The sequence below is a fragment of the Micromonospora sp. RV43 genome, assembly GCF_001029515.1.
Taxonomy (GTDB): Bacteria; Actinomycetota; Actinomycetes; order Mycobacteriales; family Micromonosporaceae; genus Micromonospora; species Micromonospora aurantiaca.
This window is the reverse complement of sequence record NZ_LEKG01000162.1, coordinates 1-18,436: the sequence shown is the minus strand read 5'-3', so window position 1 is coordinate 18,436 and position 18,436 is coordinate 1. Positions and strand designations below refer to the sequence as shown.

The window sequence follows — 18,436 nt, the reverse complement described above, 5'->3', positions numbered from 1 at the left end:
CCTCAGCCCGAACGAGTACGAGACCGCCTGGCACAGCCGCCAGACCGAGCCAGCCGAGCCACCAATCGCCACCCCTGCGCCAGCCGGCAGCAGGTAACCACCGCTCCATCAAAGCGGGGGGAACTCACCCAACACTGCCCAGAAGCTGCTAGGGCTGGCGGCGCGCGAAGAGGACGGCCCCTGGGAAAGGCTGGTCCAGATTGAGCATCAACTGAGCCTCGACCGTGAATCCGGCATCGCGCAGCCAAGCCGTTACTTGGTCAGGTTGGCGTCGGTGAACGTAGACCCTCATCGGGTGGCCACCGTAGCCCTGTGTTTTCAGCCGCGATCCGTCGCCCACGTGAAAGCCGAGTAACAGCGGTCCGCCGGGACGCAACACCCGCCGGAAGTGGCCGAAGACCGTGGGCACCGCGTCGTCGGGGACGTGGATCAGCGACCAGAAGGCAACCAGGCCGGTAACCGAGGCGTCGCCGAGACTCAGATCCGTCATCGAGCCCACCTCGAATCGCAGGCCAGGGTTATCCCGCCGAGCAACGTCGATCATCTTGGGTGAAAGGTCGATGCCGAAGGCGTCGACGCCAAGCTTGCTTAGGTGGGCGGTGACGTGTCCTGGTCCGCAACCCACGTCCGCCACCGGCCCGTCGACGGCGGCCTGGACCATGTCGGCGAACAACGCCAGACTCACTCGTAGGTAGGGCTCGCCAGCGAGAGCGTCGCGCACCTGGTCGGCGTAGCCGACGGCGACCGTGTCATAGGAGATGCGGGTGTCAGCCAACCAGTCTTGATCGCTCATCCCAGCGAGGGTAGTGACTCGACGGAGCGCCATGCATCAAGTGAAGCCACGATGTAACGCACCAACCCGAGTACGACAGCCGGCTGCCGGCAATGTGGTTCAAAGTTTCTGTACGTCTTCAAGGCGGCCCTTGACGGGCCGCACGCGCCGCCGCCTGGGCGCGCGCCGGCCACTGCCGCTGTCGCTCTGCGGCCGTCACGCCTGATGCCCGGCGGCTGGCGCGGACAGCGGGAAGCCCGGTGGGCCGCCGCAGCACGACAGGGGCGTTGACCGGGTGGTGGTGGGCCGGCAGCCGGCCGGGCCGCGCGGCCACGAGCCCGCGCGGCGTAGGGGAGGGCACGCCGGCCGCGTCGGCGAAGTGGGGGCGGTCGCGGGGTTGCGGTTAGTGCGCCTCCGGCGGGGGCGCTCCGGCTCCAGGATGGCCGGGGCTCCGTCGGCGGGTCACGGTCCGTGGGTGGTTGCGGTGGGAGCCATCCCGCCTGCCATCGACCCGGGCGAGCCGAGCAGACCGCCGCCCGGCCCGCCAGCGTCCGTACGAGCCGTCAAGGTCCGCTTGACGTGGCGGGCCGGGCGGCGGCCCGCTCCCCAGGAGGGCGGGTCGATGGCAGACGGGATGGCGAGGTGGGCACGCGGTGAGGTCAGAAGTTCGTAGCCAGTTGCGGTGGATGGTGTTTGACTCTTGCTGGTGATCGATAACGGGAAGCTGCGTGCGTGTCTCGCGGCCCATTGGGGACTGGCGGACGCGGCGGTTCAGGTGCACAACGGCGGCATGAACTCGGCGACGTGGTTCGTTTCCGAGGGCGGTGAACGGTGGGTAGCCAAGGCAGTTGCGCCGGGATCGCGCCGTTCCTTCATGGGCGGCCTTCAGGTCGCGGCTCACGTCGAGGCGGCAGGCGTTCCGGCGGGCACCCCGGTAGTGACGAGGCACGGAAGCCTCGTCGCCGATGTCGACGGAGTGCCGCTCGGGTTGTTGAACTGGGTCGCAGGCAGCGGGCTGCTTGGCAGGAGCCCGGACGAGCAACGGCTGATCGGGGCAACCCTGGCGCGAGTGCACGCAGCACTGAGAAGCGTGACGATCAAGGATGCGGACCGGTTTCACTGGGTCGATGCGCGGGCAGCACATCTGGCAGTCCGCCCTTGGGTTCGACCCTCAGTGGCGGCCGCCCTTGCGGGGTACGAGGCGCTTGATGTCGGGTCTTTGTCGTGGGGCCTGCTACACACCGATCCGGCTCCAGAGGCATTCCGGCTCGACCGCAAGACGGGAGAGTGCGGACTGATCGACTGGAGTATCGCGATGAGCGGTCCGCTGTTGTACGACCTCGCGTCGGCAGTGATGTATGTCGGAGGCATCGATAACGCGGACTACGTGGTGGAGGCATACCTAGAGAGCAAGACGATGACGCGCGCCGAGGTGGAACACGGCTTGCTGGCCATGCTTCGGTTTCGCTGGGCGGTGCAAGCTGATTACTTCGCCCGCCGCCTTGTTGCCGACGATCTGACCGGAATCACGAGCGCAGCCGACAACGAAGTCGGCTTGGAGAATGCGCATCGATGGCTCGGCCGCTTGGCGGCCAAAGAGCCTTCGGGGGCACACAGGGGGCACAAGACAGCGTGAAACGTCGGCAACCAGCCACTAACAGCGTAAGCCCAAGATGTGGCGTGACAAGCCTGCCGACTGGATCGCCGCCGGTCATGCGAGCGCCCGTCTATGTTCCGCTTCAACGTCTGAGTTCGGTCTGTTTTCACAGGTCAGGAGATGCCGCCGTCGCTGCGTAACAGTTGGCCGTTGATCCAGCCCCCGTCGGGTGAGCACAGGAACGCGACGAGGTTCGCACAATCCCGCGGGCGTCCGAGGCGACCGAGCGGCGTGGCCCGTAGGACGGCATCCTTGATCTCTGCGGTCATCCAGCCGGTGTCGGTTGGACCCGGGTCGATGGCGTTGGCGGTCACGCCGAGGTGGGCCAGTTCTTGAGCAGCGGCCAGGGTGATCCGATCGAGAGCGCCTTTGCTGGCTCCGTAGGGAAGGTTGCCGACGGTAGCGTCACTGGTGAGGCTGACGATGCGTCCCGTGCCATGTGCCCCTCGGAACCGTCGGGCGTACTCGCGAATCAAGAGCCAGCTCGCCCGGGTGTTGACCGCGAAGTGACGGTCGAAGCTCTCGATGCTGGTGTCGAGCAGGCCTGATTTCACGCTCTCGCAGTGGGCGAGGACGAGCGCGCCGACCGAGCCCAGCTCTCGCTCCACGGCCTCGAAGATGCCAGCCGTGGTGTGAGGATCAGCGAGGTTCGCCTCGACTGCGACAGTTCTTGCCCCATGCACGGCGGCCTGGCCGCTGAGCTGCGTCATGGCCTCGGGATCGGCTCCCCAGGGCATCCGCTCGTCGTACGGGGTCCAGTAGGTGAAGCCGACATCCCAGCCGGTCCGAGCCAGCGTCACCACCACCGATGCAGCGATGCCGGCGCTGCGGCCGGCACCGGTCACCAGGGCGACGGGTCGATGCTGTTGGTCCCTGCCGTCCGTTAGAGACATTCGTGGTCGCACCCCCTCGACGCACCATCCTTGCTGCCCGCCCGAAGGCCGTCATCGGAATTACCCGGCCACCACAGCAGTGCCTGCGATGCATCGCGACGGCGCTCCCGCAGTCTCCTCGTCCACGGGGTCATGGTCCCGCACCCGGACGCGGGAACACCCGTGGGCCGGCCCTCGGTGTGGCCTGACCGATGTCTTGCCGGCGCCGTGCTGGTCTGTACGCCGAGTACCGACCCACGGGAGGCTGGCACGATGCGCAAACTGACCTTCGGCATGAACGTGAGCCTGGACGGCTACGTCGCCGCGCCCGGCGACGACCTCGGCTGGGGTGCGCCGAGCGACGAGTTGTTCCAGTGGTGGTCCGACCGGGTGGGGGCGACAGGCACGGCGCTCTACGGGCGGCGACTGTGGGAGGCGATGAGCTCCCACTGGCCGACCGCCGACCAGCAGCCGGGCGTCACACCGGCCCAGGTCGAGTTCGCCGGCCGCTGGCGGGACATGCCGAAGGTGGTGTTCTCCTCGACGACCAGACCGGTCGACTGGAACACCCGCCTGGTCACCGGCGACGCGGTCACCGAGATCACCCGGCTCAAGGCCGAGGACGGCGGTCCGATGGACATCGGCGGCGCCACACTCGCCGCTGCGGCCATGCGGGGCGGGCTGATCGACGAGTACGTGCTCGTCACCCACCCGGTTCTGGTGGGTGACGGCAAGCCGTTCTTCACGGCCCTGGACAACTGGGTGAACCTGGCCCTGGTGGAGACCCGGACGTTCCCGGGCGGTGTGCTCCTGACGAGGTACGAGACCAGGCGCTGAGGTGACGCTCCATCAGTGCAGGTCGACAACCGATGCGCAAACGACCGCCGGCCCGCGTCCTGCGGACCGGCGGTCGCCGTGTGCGTAACCGTCAGGCGTTGGCCCGGCGGATGGCCGCCATGCCCCCGAGTGCGGCCGCCGCCGCCACCAGGGCGGGCCATCCCACCAGCAGGCTGATCTGGTGCTGGCTGCTCAGCCACTGCCAGATGGCGCCGAACCAGCCCTGCCAGGTGATCAACGCGACGAGCAGGCCGGTCACCAGGATCAGCGCCGCACCGGCGCCGAGCAGGCCGTTCATGCCGAACCGGACGTACCAGACGGATACGAAGACGGAGAGGAAGTTCAGGAACAGGAACGGCACCGCGTAGACGGCGATCTGCAACAGCCCGTTGTCGACGTCGATGTACGGGATCCGGAAGAACCGGAGCTCGATCCCGAAGCCGCCGGTGGCGCCCTCGATCAGGTTGAGCAGGTAGAGCAGGACGCCGTAGACGACCGCCTGCACCACGTTGACGAGCACTGTGGCGAGGTAGAAGGTGCGCCGGGTGACGCCCATGCCGAGCGCGAACGGGAACACCTGGCTGATCGAGGCGGCGGCGATGATCGCGCAGACGATGTAGAGGCTGAGCAGACCGCCTGTGGTGTTCTTGCCCGGCGCCGCCTCGTCGACCGAGGCGAAGATCAGCAGGTTGACGCCGAGCGAGATGGCCATGATGCCCCACGGCCAGTCCAGCTGGCCGACCCGGGCGATGGTGTGCATCCGGGCGACGTCGAGGATGCGGGTCATCGGGTGTTCGTCCTTTCCGTCGTCAGGCGCACCACGGCCTGCTGGAGCGACAACGGTGCCAGGTCGATGCCGAGCTTCCTGGCGCGCATCCGTTCGGCGTTGTCGAACGACCCGCGCAGCGACGCGCGGACCGCGCCGCCGAGCTGCCCGCGGTGCAGCACCCGGTGTGCGGCGGCGAACTCGTCCACCGCCCCGGCCGGGCCGGACGCCTCCATCACCTCGCCGCGCAACTCGTCGCTGGGCGCGTCGAGCAGCAGCTTGCCGCGGTCGAGCAGCAGCACGTGCTCGATCAGGTCGGCCACCTCGTCGATGAGGTGTGTGGAGAGCACGACAGTGCGCGGATTCTCGGCGTAGTCGGCGAGGAGCCGGTCGTAGAAGAGCTGCCGGGCGACCGCGTCGAGACCGAGGTACGGCTCGTCGAAGAAGGTCAGCGGCGCCCGTGCGGCCAGTCCGATCGTCACGCCCAGCGCGGACAGCATGCCGCGGGACAGCTTGCGCACGTTGCGCTTGCGCGGCAGGTCGAAGTCGTCCACGAGGGACTGCGCGAAGTCCTCGTCCCAGTTGGGGAACAGCCGCCTGGCCAGGCTCAGGACGTGCCGGACCTGGTAGGTCGTGGGGTACGTCTGGCTCTCCTTGATGAAGACCACCCGCGACAGTGCCCGCTCGTTCTCGTACGGGCGCTCGCCGAATAGCGTGAGGTCCCCGCTGATGCCGTTGTCCTGGCCGGTGATCAGCTGCATCAGCGTCGTCTTGCCGGCGCCGTTGCGTCCGAGGAGGCCGTAGATCTTGTTGCCCGTCAACGTGAAGGTGACGTCGTCGAGAGCGGTCACCTCACCGAACCGCTTCGTGAGGCCGGCTGCCGCCACGACGCTCATCGCTGTTCCTCCCCTGTCTCGATGAGCTTCTTCAGCTCCTCGGTGCCGATGCCCAACTTGCGTGCCTCCTCGATGAGGGGCCGCACGTACTGGTCGGAGAACTCGCGCCGGCGGCGTTCCCGGAGTGTTTTGACGGCCCCCGTTGCCACGAACATTCCGATCCCCCTGCGTTTGTAGAGAATCCCGTCATCGACCAGGCGGTTGATCCCCTTGGCGGCGGTCGCCGCGTTGATCCGGTGGAACGCCGCCAGCTCGTTCGTCGACGGCACCTGGGTCTCCTCCGCGAGCGTCCCGTCGATGATCGAGTTTTCGATCAGCTCCGCGATCTGGACGAAGATCGGCCGCCCGTCATCCATCCCGGTTCTTCGGTTCATTACTCATGTAACTAACCGTCGCACCTGGGCGCCGGAACCGTCAAGTGCCTTCGGGTACGCGCGGCGGCACGCGGGCTCGCTAGGGTTCGCGCCGTGGCTGCTACCACCACGACGGCGTGCACGAGGTCTGGATCGACGCGATCCTGGGCAGCTGGGGCCGCGACGACTTCGACGACCACGTCACCTTCGGCTGCCGGGTCGGGCCGGTGGCCGGCTCGCCGGGGCCGGCCGCGACGCTCGTCAACGGTGGTGAGGTCGCGGGGGACAGCCCGATCTTCGGCCGCAAGCTCAGCCGCGAGGAGGGCCTGACCCATCCCCGGCTCGCCGAGTTCTGGCAGATGGTCGACCTGATCCTGGAGCGGGACGCCCTGGTACGCCGCCACCTGGTCGGCACCTGACCAACCCGGTGATCAAGGGGTTTACGTCACCCGGACCACGCCGACCGGACACAAACTCCTTGATCACCGGGGCGAGGGCGCGGGAGGAGGGAAGGGGGGTCAGATCCTAGGGCTGCGGCGTTCGATCAAGGTCACGTCTCGCCAGGTGCCGTGGTGGCGGCCTACCCGCTCGCGGGTGCCGACGACGCGGAATCCGCACGTCGCGTGCAGCGCGAGACTCGCGGTGTTCTCCGGGAACACGCCGGACTGGATGGTCCAGATCCCGGCCGCCTCGGTGGAGGCGATCAGCGCGTCCAGCAGTGCTCGGCCGACCCCGCGACCCCGCCCCTTCGGGTGCACGTAGACGGAGTGCTCGACCACCCCGGCGTAGACGCAGCGGTCGGAGACCGCCGAGCAGGCCACCCAGCCGAGGACGTCGCCGGCCTCGTCGAGCGCCACCCAGCGGTGGCCGGGCAGGCGGGTGGCGGTGAACCGCGTCCAGTCCGGCGGCTCGGTCTCGAACGTGGCGTTCCCCTCGGCGATGCCGAGGCGGTAGATCTCCAGCACGGAGTCGGCGTGCGAGTCGTCCATGGCGGCGACTGAGACTGTCATCGGCCTCTCCTGTCCGGGCCCGGCGGTCGTCAGCGTAGTCGCGCGCCGAGAGGCCGGGACGTGATGCCCGGCCCCTCGGCGTGAGCGCTACCGCCGCCGGTAGACGGAGATGTGCGCGCGGCTGTCCGCCTCGAACGGCGTCCGGTCCCAGTCGGCGTACCGCTCGGTGAGCCGCAGCCCGGCCCGCTCCGCCAGTTCGTCGATCTGTTCCGGCCAGGCGTACCGCATGGCGAACGGCTTCAGGTGCACGCCGGAGGCGTCGAAGGTGACGGTCTGCCGCACGAACGTCTGCGCCGCCCGGTCGTACCGGTGCAGGCGGATGGTGGCCGAGTCCTCGGTCACCTCCCGCACCTGGACCTGCTCGTCCCGGTCGAAGTCCGCCGGGTCGGGCACGAAGGTCTCGATGACGAACGCCCCGCCGGGCGCGAGCACCCGGGCGACGTTGCGGAAGCACGCCGCCTGGCGCTCCTCCGAGACCAGGTTGAACAGCGTGTTGAACACCAGGAAGACCAGACGGTACGGCCCGGCGACCGGGACGTCCGACATGTCGCCGATGGTGACGGGCATGTCCGCGCCGCCCGGCTTGGCGCGCAGGTGCGCCACCATCTCCGGGGACGCCTCGACACCCTCCACGGCGAGGCCGCGGGCGGCCAGCGGCAGGGCCACCCGGCCGGTGCCCACAGCCAGTTCGAGCACCGGGCCGCCCTCGGCCAGCGGCGCGAGGAAGTCGACGGCCGGGGCCGGGTCGGGATTGCCGGGGCCGTCGTAGGTGGCGGCCCAGAGCCGGCCGAACAGGCCGGGATCGTCGAAGACGGACATCACGCGCCCTCCCGCCGGGCGGAAGGGACGCGACGCGGCGAGAGGTCAGTGACCTCCGCCGGAATGGGGTACGACAAGACGAAGCCTCGATTCGGATGAGGTGACGACGGGTCGGCTGGGCTTCGCAGCGTTCGGCATGGCGGTGCTCCCTCCGGTCGGCTTCGAGGGGTTCAGCAGATCAGCAGCCGTGCCGAGCAGACAACCCGATTAAGCCCGCAGCGCGTCGTCCACTCCGGTCTCCCGGCGGCCGAGGTGCACCGGGTCACGCCCGGTGAGCACGTCCACGGCGGCCTTCACGCACGCGCCGTACTCCCGGGTGGAGCTGATCCGCCACTGGTCGGCGTACCGGCGGGCGGTGTCGTCGCCGACGCCGACTGCCTCGATGCCGGCGTCCCGGCAGAGCGCCACCGCGCGCGGCAGGTGGAACGACTGGGTGACCACTGTGGCCCGCCGGACCCCGAAGACGCGGTGCGCGCGGACGCACGAGTCGTACGTGTCGAATCCGGCGTGGTCCAGCACCGTCTTCTCCGCCGGGACGCCACGCTCGACGAGCCAGCGCCGCATCGCGTCCGGCTCGTCGTAGTCCCAGTCCATGTGGTCGCCGGAGAGCAGGAGCACCTGGACCTTGCCGGAGGCGTACAACTGGCGGGCGATCTCCAGCCGGGCGGCGAGGAACGGCGCCGGCGTGCCGTCCGGCTCCACCTTGGTGCCCAGCACCAGGGCCACCGGTGTCTCCGGCACGTCCGCGGCGTCGAACAGGCGGCCCTCGGCGGCGCCGCGGACCCAGGTCGCGCTGGCGACCGTGGCGGCGCCGAGCAGCATCACGGCGGCGGTGGCGAGCACCAGGAGGCGGCGGAGCAGGCGTACGGCCCGCCGATGCTCGCCCCGCCAGGCCCGCCATCGCGCCCTCAGCCCCCGCATGGCGGCGATTGTGCCAGGCGGGTCAGGAGATGTGGTGCAGGATCACGTTGTGCACGTGGTGGCTCTTCTGCGCGCCCCGGAACTCGACCTCGTAGGTGTGCGTGCCGACGTGCACCGCGATGGACCCGGTGGAGAAGAACGAACCACCCCAGGACTTGTTGCTCACCACGCTCACGCTGGTGATCTTCGAGTACGGGATGCTGGTGATCGCGTACCGCTTGCCGACGAAGGAGCGGTCCTGGATGATCACCCGCCGGTCGGTCAGGCCGATGAAGCCGGTGCCGGTGCCGACCGCGTCGTAGACGGCGATGATCTGCTCACCGGGCAGCAACCCGCTCTGGATCTGCTGGAACTGTTCCTTGCGGTCGTACGTGGGGCCAGACATGCACCCGAGGGTAGGCGGGGCGTGCCAGCCGATCAGGGCTCGGTGACCGCGCGGACCGCGTCCTCGATGCGCGCCGCGAGCAGAACCTCACCCTCGGTGAGTGGCTCGCCGTCGTCGTGCCCGAGTCTGATCTGCGTACGGTCGGCCCGGCGGCTGATTTCGGGGCGCAGCCGCAGCGCGTCGGCGACCACCGCCACCCGCTCGGTGAGCGCGGCGTGCTGGGTGTCGTCGAGGACGATCGTGCGGCGGATCTGTTCGCCCTCGCGCGTCCATCCGGACAGCAGGGCTAGCGCGTCGCTGAGGTAGTCGTGCTTCGCCCGGCCGCTGAACAGCACGCGCATCACCGCACCTCCCAGGCGTCGTTGCCGGCTTGTGGCCAAATCGTCGCCATCCCGTGTCCCAGTCGACGCCCTCTAGTCTCTCGCCGCTCAGATGGTGTGTCCACGCCCACACTTCCGTGTTCTGCTGACCTGACGGCCGACGCAGCTACCCAAACCGCCGATTGATCTGGCACGCTGGTGGCCCGTGCGGACCGAACGGGTTAGCGGAAGCGGGCAGGCCGACCGGCGGGAGCCGAGGGTGGTCGTCGGGGCGGCGATCATCGAGGGTGGCCGGGTGCTGGCATGCGAGCGCTCCGCGCCCCCCGAGGTGGCGGGGCGATGGGAGTTCCCGGGCGGAAAGGTCGAGCCGGGCGAGGCCGAGACCGACGCGCTGGCCCGGGAGTGTGCCGAGGAGCTGGGCGTACGGGTGGCCGTCGGCGCGCGTGTCGGCCGGGACGTACGGATGGCGCACGGCCGGTCCGTGCTGCGCGTCTACGCCGCCCGCCTGCTGCACGGCGACGAGCCCGAGGCCCTGGAGCACGCCGAGCTGCGCTGGCTCTCCGCCGCCGAGTTGGACAGCGTCGACTGGCTGCCGGCCGACGTGCCGATCGTGGCCGCGCTGCGCCCGCTGCTCGACGCCCCCTGAACGACGGCGGCGCGAGCCGGGCCGTCCGGTGAACCGGACAGCCGGCCGGAAACGGGACGAGGGCCCGCGGCTCGTGCCGCCGGCCCCCGTCATCGTCGCGCTGCTGTTCAGTGCTTCGGCTCGTCCTGCTGCGGGTGAGCGAAGTTGAGGTGCTCCGGCGGCAGCGGGAACGTCACGTCGTCACCGAACGGCGACGGCGCGGCGGCCTTGTTGAACGTCAGTTCGGTCAGCGGCAGCCGGCCGTTGGCGTCCACCGCCGGGGCGGTCGGGTGCGGCACCTCGCGGTGCCAGTTGACGCCCTGCTGGGCCTGACGCTCGGCGGCGCTGTCGTGCGAGCCGCCGGCGTGCGAGTGCACCCCGCCGGCGTGCGAACCGCCGCCGTGCGCGTGCGCCCCGCCCTGCGCCCCTCCGGACGTGACGGCACCGCTCGAATGCCCGCTGGTCGCGCTGGTCTGAGGCACCTGACCCCTCCGGAAGATCTTGTTACCGAGCCACACAAGGGGATCGTACCTGCGGTCGACGACCCGTTCCTTCATGGGGATGATCCCGTTGTCGGTGATCTTGATGTGCTCGGGGCAGACCTCGGTGCAGCACTTGGTGATGTTGCAGAAGCCGAGTCCCATGTCCGACTGCGCGTACTCCCGGCGGTCGGTGCGCGCGTCGAGCGGGTGCATGTCCAGCTCGGCCGCCCGGATGAAGAACCGGGGACCGGAGAACGCCGGCTTGTTCTCCTCGTGGTCACGGATCACGTGGCAGACGTTCTGGCACAGGAAGCACTCGATGCACTTGCGGAACTCCTGCGAGCGCTCGACGTCGACCTGCTGCATCCGGTAGTCACCGGGCGCCACGTCGGCCGGCGGCGCGAACGCCGGGGTCTCCCGCGCCTTCTCGTAGTTGAACGAGACGTCGGTGACCAGGTCCCGGATCACCGGGAAGGTGCGCAGCGGGGTGACGGTGACGGTCTCGGACTCCTCGAACGTCGACATCCGCGTCATGCAGCCCAGCCGCGGCTTGCCGTTGATCTCCATCGAGCACGAGCCGCACTTGCCGGCCTTGCAGTTCCACCGGCACGCCAGGTCCGGCGCCTCGGTGGCCTGGAGCCGGTGGATCACGTCGAGGACCACCTCGCCCTCGTTCACCTCGACGGTGTAGTCCTTCAGGTCGCCGCCGGTCTCGTCGCCCCGCCAGATGCGGAACTGGCGCTTACTTCCCATCAGTTGTTCGCCTCCTCGGTGAGGGCGTCGAACTCGGCGAGTTCCTCGTCGGTCAGGTACTTGGCCAGCTCGGCCCGGTCGAACAGCCCGATCAGCTCCGGCCGCATCTTCGGCAGCGGCTTGTGGGTCAGCCGGACCGTGTCGCCGTCCAGCGAGCAGACCAGGTTGACGCTCCGCCACTTCGGGTCCATCGCCGGGTAGTCCTCCCGGGTGTGCCCGCCGCGCGACTCCTGCCGCTCCAGCGCCGCCTTCGCGGTGCACTCCGAGACCACGAGCATGTTGCGCAGGTCCAGCGCCAGGTGCCAGCCCGGGTTGTAGCGCCGGCCGCCGACCGCGCTGACCTTCGCCACCCGCTCCCGCAGCTCGGCCAGCCGGGCGAGCGCGTCGGCCAGCTCACCCTCGCGCCGGATGATGCCGACCAGGTCGCCCATCACCACCTGGAGGTCCTGCTGGAGCTGGTACGGGCTCTCACCGGTGTCCCGCTGCAACGGCGCCAGCGCCGTCTCCACGGCGGCCTCCACTGCCGCCACCGACACCGCCGGGCGGGTGGTGAGCTGATCGGTGTACGTGGCCGCGTGCCCGCCCGCGCGCTTGCCGAAGACCAGCAGGTCGGACAGGGAGTTGCCGCCGAGCCGGTTGGAGCCGTGCATGCCGCCGGACACCTCACCGGCGGCGTAGAGCCCGCGCACGGTGCCGTACGCCGCGCCGGAGTCCGGGTCCACCTCGACGCCGCCCATCACGTAGTGACAGGTCGGGCCGACCTCCATCGGCTCCTTGGTGATGTCGACGTCGGCCAGTTCCTTGAACTGGTGGTACATCGACGGGAGGCGGCGGCGGATCTCCTCGGCCGACTTGCGGGAGGCGATGTCCAGGTAGACGCCGCCGGCCGGCGTACCCCGGCCCTCCTTGACCTCGCTGTTGATCGCGCGTGCGACCTCGTCGCGGGGCAGCAGCTCCGGCGGACGCCTGTTGTTGTCCGGATCGGTGTACCAGCGGTCCGCCTCCTCCTCGGTCTCCGCGTACTGCTTGCGGAACACGTCGGGGACGTAGTCGAACATGAACCGCTTGCCCTCGGAGTTCTTCAGCACGCCGCCGTCGCCGCGTACCGACTCGGTGACCAGGATGCCCTTCACCGAGGGCGGCCAGACCATGCCGGTCGGGTGGAACTGGAGGAACTCCATGTTGATCAGCGTGGCCCCGGCGCGCAGCGCCAGCGCGTGGCCGTCGCCGGTGTACTCCCACGAGTTCGAGGTGACCTTGTAGGAGCGTCCGACGCCGCCGGTGGCCAGGACCACCGCGGGCGCCTCGAACAGGACGAACTCGCCGGACTCGCGGTAGTAGCCGAACGCCCCGGCGACGCGGTCGCCGTCGAGCAGCAGTTCGGTGATCGTGGTCTCGGAGAAGACCCGGATCCGCGCGTCGTAGCTGCCGAACTCCTGCTTGTCCTCCTGCTGGAGCGAGACGATCTTCTGCTGGAGCGTGCGGATCAGCTCCAGGCCGGTCCGGTCGCCGACGTGCGCCAGGCGCGGGTACTCGTGGCCGCCGAAGTTGCGCTGCGAGATCTTCCCGTCCTTGGTGCGGTCGAACAGCGCGCCGTACGTCTCCAGCTCCCAGATCCGCTGCGGCGCCTCCTTGGCGTGCAGCTCGGCCATCCGGAAGTTGTTGAGGAACTTGCCGCCGCGCATGGTGTCCCGGAAGTGCACCTGCCAGTTGTCGCGCGAGTTCACGTTGCCCATCGCGGCGGCGGCGCCGCCCTCGGCCATCACCGTGTGCGCCTTGCCGAACAGCGACTTCGAGATGATCGCGGTCTTCTTGCCGGCCAGCCGGGCCTCGATCGCCGCGCGCAGGCCGGCGCCACCGGCCCCGATCACGACGACGTCGTAGTGGTGTCGTTCGATTCGCGTCTCAGTCATGTCCAGGCTCTCAGTTGATGAACCGCAGGTCGTTGATCCAGCCGGCGGCGACCGCCATCACGTAGAAGTCGGTGAGTGCCAGGGTGCCGAGGGTGATCCAGGCGAGCTGCATGTGCCGGACGTTCAACCAGGACACCCCGGTCCACGCCTTGTAGCGCATCGGGTGCTTGGAGAAGTGCTTGAGCCGCCCGCCGATGATGTGCCGGCAGGAGTGGCAGGAGATCGTGTACGCCCACAGCATCACCACGTTGCCGATCAGGATGATGTTGCCCAGGCCGAAGCCGAAGCCCTCGGGGGAGTGGAAGGCCAGGATCGCGTCCCAGGTGTTGATCAGCGAGATGATCGCGGCGGCGTAGAAGAAGTAGCGGTGCAGGTTCTGCCCGAGCAGCGGGAACCGCGTCTCGCCGCTGTACGACTGGTGCCCGTCCGGCACCGCGCAGGCCGGCGGCGACAGCCAGAACGACCGGTAGTACGCCTTGCGGTAGTAGTAGCAGGTCAGCCGGAACAGCAGCAGGAACGGCAGGGTGAGCGCCGCGTCCGGGATGATCCACCAGCCGGGCAGGAACTGGCCGAAGTGCGAGGAGCCCTCGACACAGCGGTCGGTGACGCAGGGGGAGTAGAACGGCGTCAGGTAGTGGTACTGCTCCACCCAGTACCACTTGTGCATGAAGACCCGGACCGTCGCGTAGATGACCCACGCGCTGAGCCCCACCACCGTGATCAGCGGGGCGATCCACCATCTGTCGGTCCGCAACGTCTTCGCCGCGATGGCGGCGCGTGCCCGCCCTCCCCGCGGCTGCGGTCTCGGCGTCCTGGCCGACGTAGTTGTCATCTGAGTCATCTCCCTGACGTCACTGTCACGTCCTGCGCACGCGCGAGGCCACACCGGCGAACCGGTGCGGCTAAGTGACACACGTTACGCCGATCTTCACGGCCCGGCCGCGCAACGCAGTGTCCCGTGTGTCCCGCAGCTTGGAAAGAGTCAGTTCATGATCAATGTGGCGGGTCGGCCGAACGGTGCGCCGACCGGTGGCGTGGTGCGCCCGGCGGCGCGCCGGGTCACCCGGACGCGCCGCCGGTGAAGTGCCACGAGGACAGCCGCAGCGCCGGTGTCTCGTACCAGGAGCCGTCGACGCGGGCAGGCTGGCGGACCGCCGTCCGGCCCAGGCCGAGCACCCGGCCCGGCCCCAGCGCCCGGGGGTACGACTCGGTGAACCGGAAGTCGCGCACCGCGCGGGTCGGCACGCCGTCCTCGACCAGCCACACCCCGTTGCGGGTCAACCCGGTGACCACGAGCTGCTTCGGGTCCAGCACGCGGGTGTACCAGAAGTCGCTGACCAGCAGCCCGCGCCGCATCCCGGCCACCAGCGCGGCGGTGTCCGGGTCGCCCACCGCCCCGGTCACGCCCGCGCTCACCGGTCCGGCGGCGACGGCCGCGCCTGCCACGCCCGCCGTACCCGTCAGCAGGCGGACGTTGTGCGGGATCGGCCCGAACGTCGCGCTACCCGGCATACCGTGGCCGGTGGACCCGGCGCCCGCCTCGGCGCCGCCGCGCCTGTCGTACGCCACCGCCCCTGTGGTGCCGCCCTCCACCAGCGGCAACGCCCGCCGGGGCGTGCCCTCCAGGTCGAACGGCAGTGTGCCGGCGTGCAGCGGGTCGTCCACCACCGTCACCGAGGGGTCGAACTGAGCGGTGCCCGGTTCGGCGAAGGACTGCCGTTCGGCGTAGCGCTTGCCGTTGAAGCCGTACCAGGCCAGGTTCTGGAGCAGGTCGGCGACGGCAGCCGGTTCGAGCACCACCTCGTAGTGCCCGGGCGGCAGCTCGACCGGGTCCGCAGCGGCACGCGCCTTGGCCGCCGCGCGGGCGCCGAGCGCCGCGCCGTCGAGATCGGCCAGCCGGTCGGCGCAGAGCCGGGCCACCCCGTCGGCGCCGCCGGCGCGGGCGATGCCGTCCATCGCCGCCTCGGCCGCCCGGCCCACAGCCGTGTGCCCGGCCGAGTTGGCGAACGCCCCCGACCGGTACGAGGTCCGGCAGTAGCCGGCCGCCTCCAGCCCCTCGACCGCGTCCACGAACGCGCGTACCCGCTCGGCCCGCTCGTCGGGCGAGGCGAACGCGGTGTCCTCGTCGACGGCCGGGCCGGACGGCACAGGCGTCGGGGCGGTGAGTCCCGGCCAGGCCGGGTCGGGCGGCGCGAGCCGGGCCGCGGCCCGGGTCCGCTCGACCAGGGCGGCCAGCCCGTCGGCGTCGACCCGGCTGCCGCTGCCGGTAGCGGTCCGCCCGTCCACGTGCAACCGCAGGTGTACGGCGACACCGGTCTCGGACACGTTCTGGTGGATGAACGAGTTGGCGAACCGGGTCAGCGCCAGGTCGGAGCGGGTCACCAGCACCTCGGCCTCGGCGGCCGGACCGGCCGTGTGCCGGACCAGGTCCACCACCCCGGCGGCGATCTCCAGCTCGGCGTTCATGCCGCGCTCGCTCATGCCCGCACCCCCACCCGGACGCCGCGGAACCGGGCCGGCGCGGCCGGGTGGCCGGTGTGCCCGACCTGGCCGGGCTGCCCCTTCCCGCAGTTGGGCGTGCCCCAGGCGACCGTCTCCGAGGAGAGCATGTCCATCGAGCGCCAGAAGACCGGCCCGATGCCGGTGTAGGTGGGGTTGCGCAGCATCCGCCCCCGGCGGCCCTTCTTCACCTCCCAGCCGACCTCGCAGCCGAACTGGAAGTTGAGCCGCTTGTCGTCGATCGACCAGGACCGGTTGATGTCCATCAGCACCCCGTCGTCGGTGGCCGCGATGATCTCGTCGAGCGTGTGCGGGCCGGGTTCCAGGCCCACGTTCGTCATCCGCACCATCGGCAGCCGGGCCCAGCCGTCGGCCCGTACGCTGCCGCCGTAGTCAAGGCCCGCGACGGCGGCCGAGTCCCGGCCGGCGAGCACCCCGACCCACCGCCCCTCGCGGACCGCGTCCCGGGCGACCGCCGGGGAGCCCTCGTCGTCGTAGCCGAAGCTGCCCAGCGCGCCAGGGATGGTCGGGTCGATGGTCACGTTCATCAGCTCGGAGCCGTAGTGCAGCGAGCCGAGGCGGGCCAGGTCGAGCCAGGACGTGCCGGCGAACGCCGCCTCCCAGCCGAGGATGCGGTCCAGCTCGATGGCGTGCCCGACCGACTCGTGGATCTGCAACGCGAGCTGCTCACCGCCGAGGATCAGATCGGTCTCGCCGGCCGGGCAGAGCGGCGCGGTGAGCAGCTCGCGGGACTCCTCGGCGATCCGCGCGGCGTGCGCGGCCAGGTCGAGCGAGGTGACCAGCTCCCAGCCGGTGGTGCCGTACTGCCCGCGGTAGCTCGGGTAGGACCGCCGCTGGGTCTCGCCGTCACCGATCGAGGTGGCCGAGATGCCGCCACCGCACTCCCGGATCCGCTGGTCGATCCGGTGGCCCTCGCTGGAGACGAACCACTTCGAGGTGTCCCAGATCTGGTAGAGCCCCTCGGCCAGGTCGGCGCCGTGCTCGCGCATCGTCGCCGTGGCGCGGACCAGCAGGTCGCCCTTGTCCGACAGCGGCACCCCGAGCGGGTCGACGGCGCACTCCGAGGCCCAGCTCGCCACCGCCGCCTCGGCCGGCACCAGGTCGATCGGCGGACCGGGAACCCGCGCGCTCGCGGTGGCGATCGCCGCGGCGCGCCGGCCGGCGTCGCGGGCCGCGGCGTCGGACAGATCGGGTACGGCGTGGAAGCCCCACCCCGATCCGACGAGCGCGCGTACGCCCAGCCCGATGCTCTCGTCCTGGCTCAGCTCCTCGATGTCGCCGTTGCGGGCCGACATCGACTCGTAGCGGCGGTGCATGACCCGGGCGTCGGCGTAGCGGGCGCCCGCGTCGAGAGCGGCCTGGACGGCGGCGGTCGCCGCGTCGAACTCGCTCATGCGCTGTCCTGATGGGTCGCTCGACGCTCGCTCATGCGCCCGACCCTAGGCGAGCGCACCGACATCCGTCAGGGGACGAGATCCGCCGGCCGGATCGTGGCCCGGACGGGCTCGGTCAGCTCCAGCGCGGAACCGGGCTTGGTCACTGACACCTCGCGGTAGTGCCGACCCTGCCGCCGGTGCAGGTGCAGCGTGCCGGTTTCCTGCTCCACCAGCAGGTACCACTCGATCCCCGCGGGGGCGTAGTAGTGCATCTTGAGCACCTTGTCGGTTGCCGCGTTGCCCGGTGAGATGACCTCACACACGAGCCGCACGTCCCGCGCCTCGATCATCGGCTGGTCGAAGTCGATCGGCTCGGTGACGACCAGGTCGGGAATCGGTATGCGGCCTGGCCGGAGCCGGACGTTCACCGTCTCCAGCAGTTCCAGGCCGACGTGCCGGGCCGCGGCCTCCAGCAGGTTGCCGAGGTTCCGCTGGATTCGTTGGTGCCGCGGGGTCGGTGCCGGTGTCACGTGCAGGCTCCCGTCGAAGAGTTCGACGCGTTGCCGCGTCTCGCCGAGGGCGAGGTACTCCTCTTCGGTCCACGGGCCGTCGTGGCCGAACACCGCCGCGGTCATCGTCGCCTCCACCTCGTGCCGACGGGAATCGTCCCTTCGTCGCCGGGACCATCGTCGCACCACAAGTGCGGCGACGAGGCGACGACGGCCAGTCGCGGGCGTGGATGTCCCAGGTGACGGGGGTGCGAGACGGAAACCCAGTCGTTACGCTCAGGCCGCTGACAGGCCGCTCGATGTAGCTTATTTTCGCCTCTGGGGATTTCCTGTAGGTTCTCTTCATCACCGAAGGGGAGGCGGTCAATGGGCAGGTCGGAGGCGGTGCCGTCCGGGGAGCCGGACCGCCCGGAGGTGCCGGAGCAGCGCTCCGGCGACGGGCCCTATCTCCAGGTCAGAGATCTGCGGGTGCGGTTCGACACCGAGGACGGTGTGGTGCGGGCCGTGGACGGTGTGTCGTTCGCCGTGGAGCGGGGTCGCACGCTGGGGATCGTGGGGGAGTCCGGTTCCGGTAAGAGTGTGACGTCGCTGGCGATTCTGGGTTTGCACAACGCGAAGCGGACGACCATCTCGGGGGAGATCTGGGTGGG

22 protein-coding genes are annotated in these 18,436 nt (G+C 70.2%); 6 read left to right on the top strand and 16 right to left on the bottom strand.

Features of this window, described 5'->3' with window-relative positions; genetic code table 11:
• Window positions 1–148 precede the first annotated feature (148 nt).
• The gene (locus tag ABD52_RS29350; protein WP_030501464.1) at window positions 149–793 is read right to left on the bottom strand and encodes a class I SAM-dependent methyltransferase; all 645 of its coding nucleotides are present in this window, start codon (window positions 791–793) and stop codon (window positions 149–151) included.
• Window positions 794–1,478: 685 nt separating this feature from the next.
• Between ABD52_RS29350 and ABD52_RS38625 the strand changes: the two genes are divergently transcribed.
• Window positions 1,479–2,408 (top strand): phosphotransferase enzyme family protein, encoded by a 930-nt coding sequence (locus ABD52_RS38625; RefSeq protein WP_052166079.1) that lies wholly within the window; start codon window positions 1,479–1,481, stop codon window positions 2,406–2,408.
• Between the two features lie 134 nt (window positions 2,409–2,542).
• Here the strand turns inward: ABD52_RS38625 and ABD52_RS29340 are convergent, their stop codons facing one another.
• Window positions 2,543–3,274, bottom strand: a complete 732-nt coding sequence (locus ABD52_RS29340) for an SDR family oxidoreductase (protein ID WP_235437590.1) — start codon at window positions 3,272–3,274, stop codon at window positions 2,543–2,545.
• A gap of 300 nt (window positions 3,275–3,574) precedes the next feature.
• On the opposite strand from ABD52_RS29340, the gene ABD52_RS29335 reads away from it, so the two are divergent.
• Window positions 3,575–4,138, top strand: coding sequence for a dihydrofolate reductase family protein (locus ABD52_RS29335; RefSeq protein WP_013288462.1), 564 nt, complete (start codon window positions 3,575–3,577; stop codon window positions 4,136–4,138).
• Between the two features lie 91 nt (window positions 4,139–4,229).
• On the opposite strand, the gene ABD52_RS29330 is transcribed toward ABD52_RS29335, so the two are convergent.
• The 3 genes from ABD52_RS29330 to ABD52_RS29320 are packed head-to-tail and all read right to left on the bottom strand — an operon-like array spanning window position 4,230 to window position 6,156.
• Window positions 4,230–4,925, bottom strand: coding sequence for a hypothetical protein (locus ABD52_RS29330; RefSeq protein ID WP_013288461.1), 696 nt, complete (start codon window positions 4,923–4,925; stop codon window positions 4,230–4,232).
• The gene (locus tag ABD52_RS29325) at window positions 4,922–5,800 is read right to left on the bottom strand and encodes an ATP-binding cassette domain-containing protein (protein WP_013475219.1); all 879 of its coding nucleotides are present in this window, start codon (window positions 5,798–5,800) and stop codon (window positions 4,922–4,924) included. The genes ABD52_RS29330 and ABD52_RS29325 overlap by 4 nt, the downstream gene beginning before the upstream one ends.
• On the bottom strand, window positions 5,797–6,156 hold the full coding sequence (locus ABD52_RS29320) for a GntR family transcriptional regulator (RefSeq protein ID WP_047893901.1): 360 nt from the start codon (window positions 6,154–6,156) through the stop codon (window positions 5,797–5,799). The genes ABD52_RS29325 and ABD52_RS29320 overlap by 4 nt, the downstream gene beginning before the upstream one ends.
• A gap of 134 nt (window positions 6,157–6,290) precedes the next feature.
• Here ABD52_RS29320 and ABD52_RS29315 point away from each other — a divergent pair, with 134 nt between their 5' ends.
• A complete protein-coding gene (locus ABD52_RS29315; RefSeq protein ID WP_053065509.1) occupies window positions 6,291–6,572 on the top strand; it encodes a hypothetical protein in 282 nt (93 codons plus the stop codon).
• A gap of 99 nt (window positions 6,573–6,671) precedes the next feature.
• On the opposite strand, the gene ABD52_RS29310 is transcribed toward ABD52_RS29315, so the two are convergent.
• The 5 genes from ABD52_RS29310 to ABD52_RS29290 all read right to left on the bottom strand — a co-directional run bounded on the left by ABD52_RS29310 (window position 6,672) and on the right by ABD52_RS29290 (window position 9,629).
• A complete protein-coding gene (locus tag ABD52_RS29310; RefSeq protein ID WP_047893900.1) occupies window positions 6,672–7,163 on the bottom strand; it encodes a GNAT family N-acetyltransferase in 492 nt (163 codons plus the stop codon).
• Window positions 7,164–7,250: 87 nt separating this feature from the next.
• Window positions 7,251–7,982, bottom strand: coding sequence for a class I SAM-dependent methyltransferase (locus ABD52_RS29305; RefSeq protein WP_030269469.1), 732 nt, complete (start codon window positions 7,980–7,982; stop codon window positions 7,251–7,253).
• A 207-nt stretch (window positions 7,983–8,189) separates the two neighbouring features.
• Complete coding sequence (locus tag ABD52_RS29300) at window positions 8,190–8,903, bottom strand: vancomycin high temperature exclusion protein (protein WP_047893899.1); 714 nt, start codon at window positions 8,901–8,903, stop codon at window positions 8,190–8,192.
• A gap of 22 nt (window positions 8,904–8,925) precedes the next feature.
• On the bottom strand, window positions 8,926–9,288 hold the full coding sequence (locus ABD52_RS29295) for a PH domain-containing protein (protein ID WP_013288454.1): 363 nt from the start codon (window positions 9,286–9,288) through the stop codon (window positions 8,926–8,928).
• 32 nt (window positions 9,289–9,320) lie between these two features.
• The gene (locus tag ABD52_RS29290; protein ID WP_013288453.1) at window positions 9,321–9,629 is read right to left on the bottom strand and encodes a 4a-hydroxytetrahydrobiopterin dehydratase; all 309 of its coding nucleotides are present in this window, start codon (window positions 9,627–9,629) and stop codon (window positions 9,321–9,323) included.
• Between the two features lie 184 nt (window positions 9,630–9,813).
• Here ABD52_RS29290 and ABD52_RS29285 point away from each other — a divergent pair, with 184 nt between their 5' ends.
• Window positions 9,814–10,254, top strand: coding sequence for a (deoxy)nucleoside triphosphate pyrophosphohydrolase (locus ABD52_RS29285; protein ID WP_174361743.1), 441 nt, complete (start codon window positions 9,814–9,816; stop codon window positions 10,252–10,254).
• Window positions 10,255–10,361: 107 nt separating this feature from the next.
• Here ABD52_RS29285 and ABD52_RS29280 read toward each other — a convergent pair whose 3' ends face one another.
• From ABD52_RS29280 to ABD52_RS29270, 3 genes are read right to left on the bottom strand one after another with little or no spacing between them, the layout of a single operon-like run.
• Window positions 10,362–11,468, bottom strand: coding sequence for a succinate dehydrogenase/fumarate reductase iron-sulfur subunit (locus ABD52_RS29280; protein ID WP_013288451.1), 1,107 nt, complete (start codon window positions 11,466–11,468; stop codon window positions 10,362–10,364).
• Window positions 11,468–13,381, bottom strand: a complete 1,914-nt coding sequence (locus ABD52_RS29275; RefSeq protein WP_013475225.1) for a fumarate reductase/succinate dehydrogenase flavoprotein subunit — start codon at window positions 13,379–13,381, stop codon at window positions 11,468–11,470. Before ABD52_RS29275 ends, ABD52_RS29280 begins: the two co-directional genes overlap by 1 nt.
• A gap of 10 nt (window positions 13,382–13,391) precedes the next feature.
• A complete protein-coding gene (locus ABD52_RS29270) occupies window positions 13,392–14,135 on the bottom strand; it encodes a hypothetical protein (protein WP_225319536.1) in 744 nt (247 codons plus the stop codon).
• On the opposite strand from ABD52_RS29270, the gene ABD52_RS41085 reads away from it, so the two are divergent.
• Window positions 14,071–14,217: a hypothetical protein gene (locus ABD52_RS41085; RefSeq protein WP_225319537.1), complete on the top strand. Its 147-nt coding sequence runs from the start codon at window positions 14,071–14,073 to the stop codon at window positions 14,215–14,217. The genes ABD52_RS29270 and ABD52_RS41085 overlap by 65 nt on opposite strands.
• A 223-nt stretch (window positions 14,218–14,440) precedes the next feature.
• On the opposite strand, the gene ABD52_RS29265 is transcribed toward ABD52_RS41085, so the two are convergent.
• The 3 genes from ABD52_RS29265 to ABD52_RS29255 all read right to left on the bottom strand — a co-directional run bounded on the left by ABD52_RS29265 (window position 14,441) and on the right by ABD52_RS29255 (window position 17,912).
• Entirely contained in the window at window positions 14,441–15,862 is a 1,422-nt protein-coding gene (locus tag ABD52_RS29265; protein ID WP_047893898.1) for a TldD/PmbA family protein, read from the bottom strand.
• Window positions 15,859–17,295: a TldD/PmbA family protein gene (locus tag ABD52_RS29260; protein WP_013475227.1), complete on the bottom strand. Its 1,437-nt coding sequence runs from the start codon at window positions 17,293–17,295 to the stop codon at window positions 15,859–15,861. The genes ABD52_RS29265 and ABD52_RS29260 overlap by 4 nt, the downstream gene beginning before the upstream one ends.
• A 68-nt stretch (window positions 17,296–17,363) precedes the next feature.
• On the bottom strand, window positions 17,364–17,912 hold the full coding sequence (locus ABD52_RS29255; RefSeq protein WP_047893903.1) for a Uma2 family endonuclease: 549 nt from the start codon (window positions 17,910–17,912) through the stop codon (window positions 17,364–17,366).
• Between the two features lie 240 nt (window positions 17,913–18,152).
• Between ABD52_RS29255 and ABD52_RS29250 the strand changes: the two genes are divergently transcribed.
• Window positions 18,153–18,436 (top strand): ATP-binding cassette domain-containing protein (locus ABD52_RS29250; protein WP_047893897.1); only part of this gene is annotated, 284 nt, incomplete at its 3' end.

Bases quoted from the DNA above. Each gene is read 5' to 3' on its own strand.
- ABD52_RS29350 (WP_030501464.1), bottom strand. From the start codon at position 793: ATGAGCGATCAAGACTGGTTGGCTGACACCCGCATCTCCTATGACACG.
- ABD52_RS29335 (WP_013288462.1), top strand. From the start codon at position 3,575: ATGCGCAAACTGACCTTCGGCATGAACGTGAGCCTGGACGGCTACGTC.
- ABD52_RS29330 (WP_013288461.1), bottom strand. From the start codon at position 4,925: ATGACCCGCATCCTCGACGTCGCCCGGATGCACACCATCGCCCGGGTC.
- ABD52_RS29325 (WP_013475219.1), bottom strand. From the start codon at position 5,800: ATGAGCGTCGTGGCGGCAGCCGGCCTCACGAAGCGGTTCGGTGAGGTG.
- ABD52_RS29320 (WP_047893901.1), bottom strand. From the start codon at position 6,156: ATGGATGACGGGCGGCCGATCTTCGTCCAGATCGCGGAGCTGATCGAA.
- ABD52_RS29310 (WP_047893900.1), bottom strand. From the start codon at position 7,163: ATGACAGTCTCAGTCGCCGCCATGGACGACTCGCACGCCGACTCCGTG.
- ABD52_RS29305 (WP_030269469.1), bottom strand. From the start codon at position 7,982: ATGTCCGTCTTCGACGATCCCGGCCTGTTCGGCCGGCTCTGGGCCGCC.
- ABD52_RS29300 (WP_047893899.1), bottom strand. From the start codon at position 8,903: ATGCGGGGGCTGAGGGCGCGATGGCGGGCCTGGCGGGGCGAGCATCGG.
- ABD52_RS29295 (WP_013288454.1), bottom strand. From the start codon at position 9,288: ATGTCTGGCCCCACGTACGACCGCAAGGAACAGTTCCAGCAGATCCAG.
- ABD52_RS29290 (WP_013288453.1), bottom strand. From the start codon at position 9,629: ATGCGCGTGCTGTTCAGCGGCCGGGCGAAGCACGACTACCTCAGCGAC.
- ABD52_RS29280 (WP_013288451.1), bottom strand. From the start codon at position 11,468: ATGGGAAGTAAGCGCCAGTTCCGCATCTGGCGGGGCGACGAGACCGGC.
- ABD52_RS29275 (WP_013475225.1), bottom strand. From the start codon at position 13,381: ATGACTGAGACGCGAATCGAACGACACCACTACGACGTCGTCGTGATC.
- ABD52_RS41085 (WP_225319537.1), top strand. From the start codon at position 14,071: ATGACCCACGCGCTGAGCCCCACCACCGTGATCAGCGGGGCGATCCAC.
- ABD52_RS29265 (WP_047893898.1), bottom strand. From the start codon at position 15,862: ATGAGCGAGCGCGGCATGAACGCCGAGCTGGAGATCGCCGCCGGGGTG.
- ABD52_RS29260 (WP_013475227.1), bottom strand. From the start codon at position 17,295: ATGAGCGAGTTCGACGCGGCGACCGCCGCCGTCCAGGCCGCTCTCGAC.
- ABD52_RS29255 (WP_047893903.1), bottom strand. From the start codon at position 17,912: ATGACCGCGGCGGTGTTCGGCCACGACGGCCCGTGGACCGAAGAGGAG.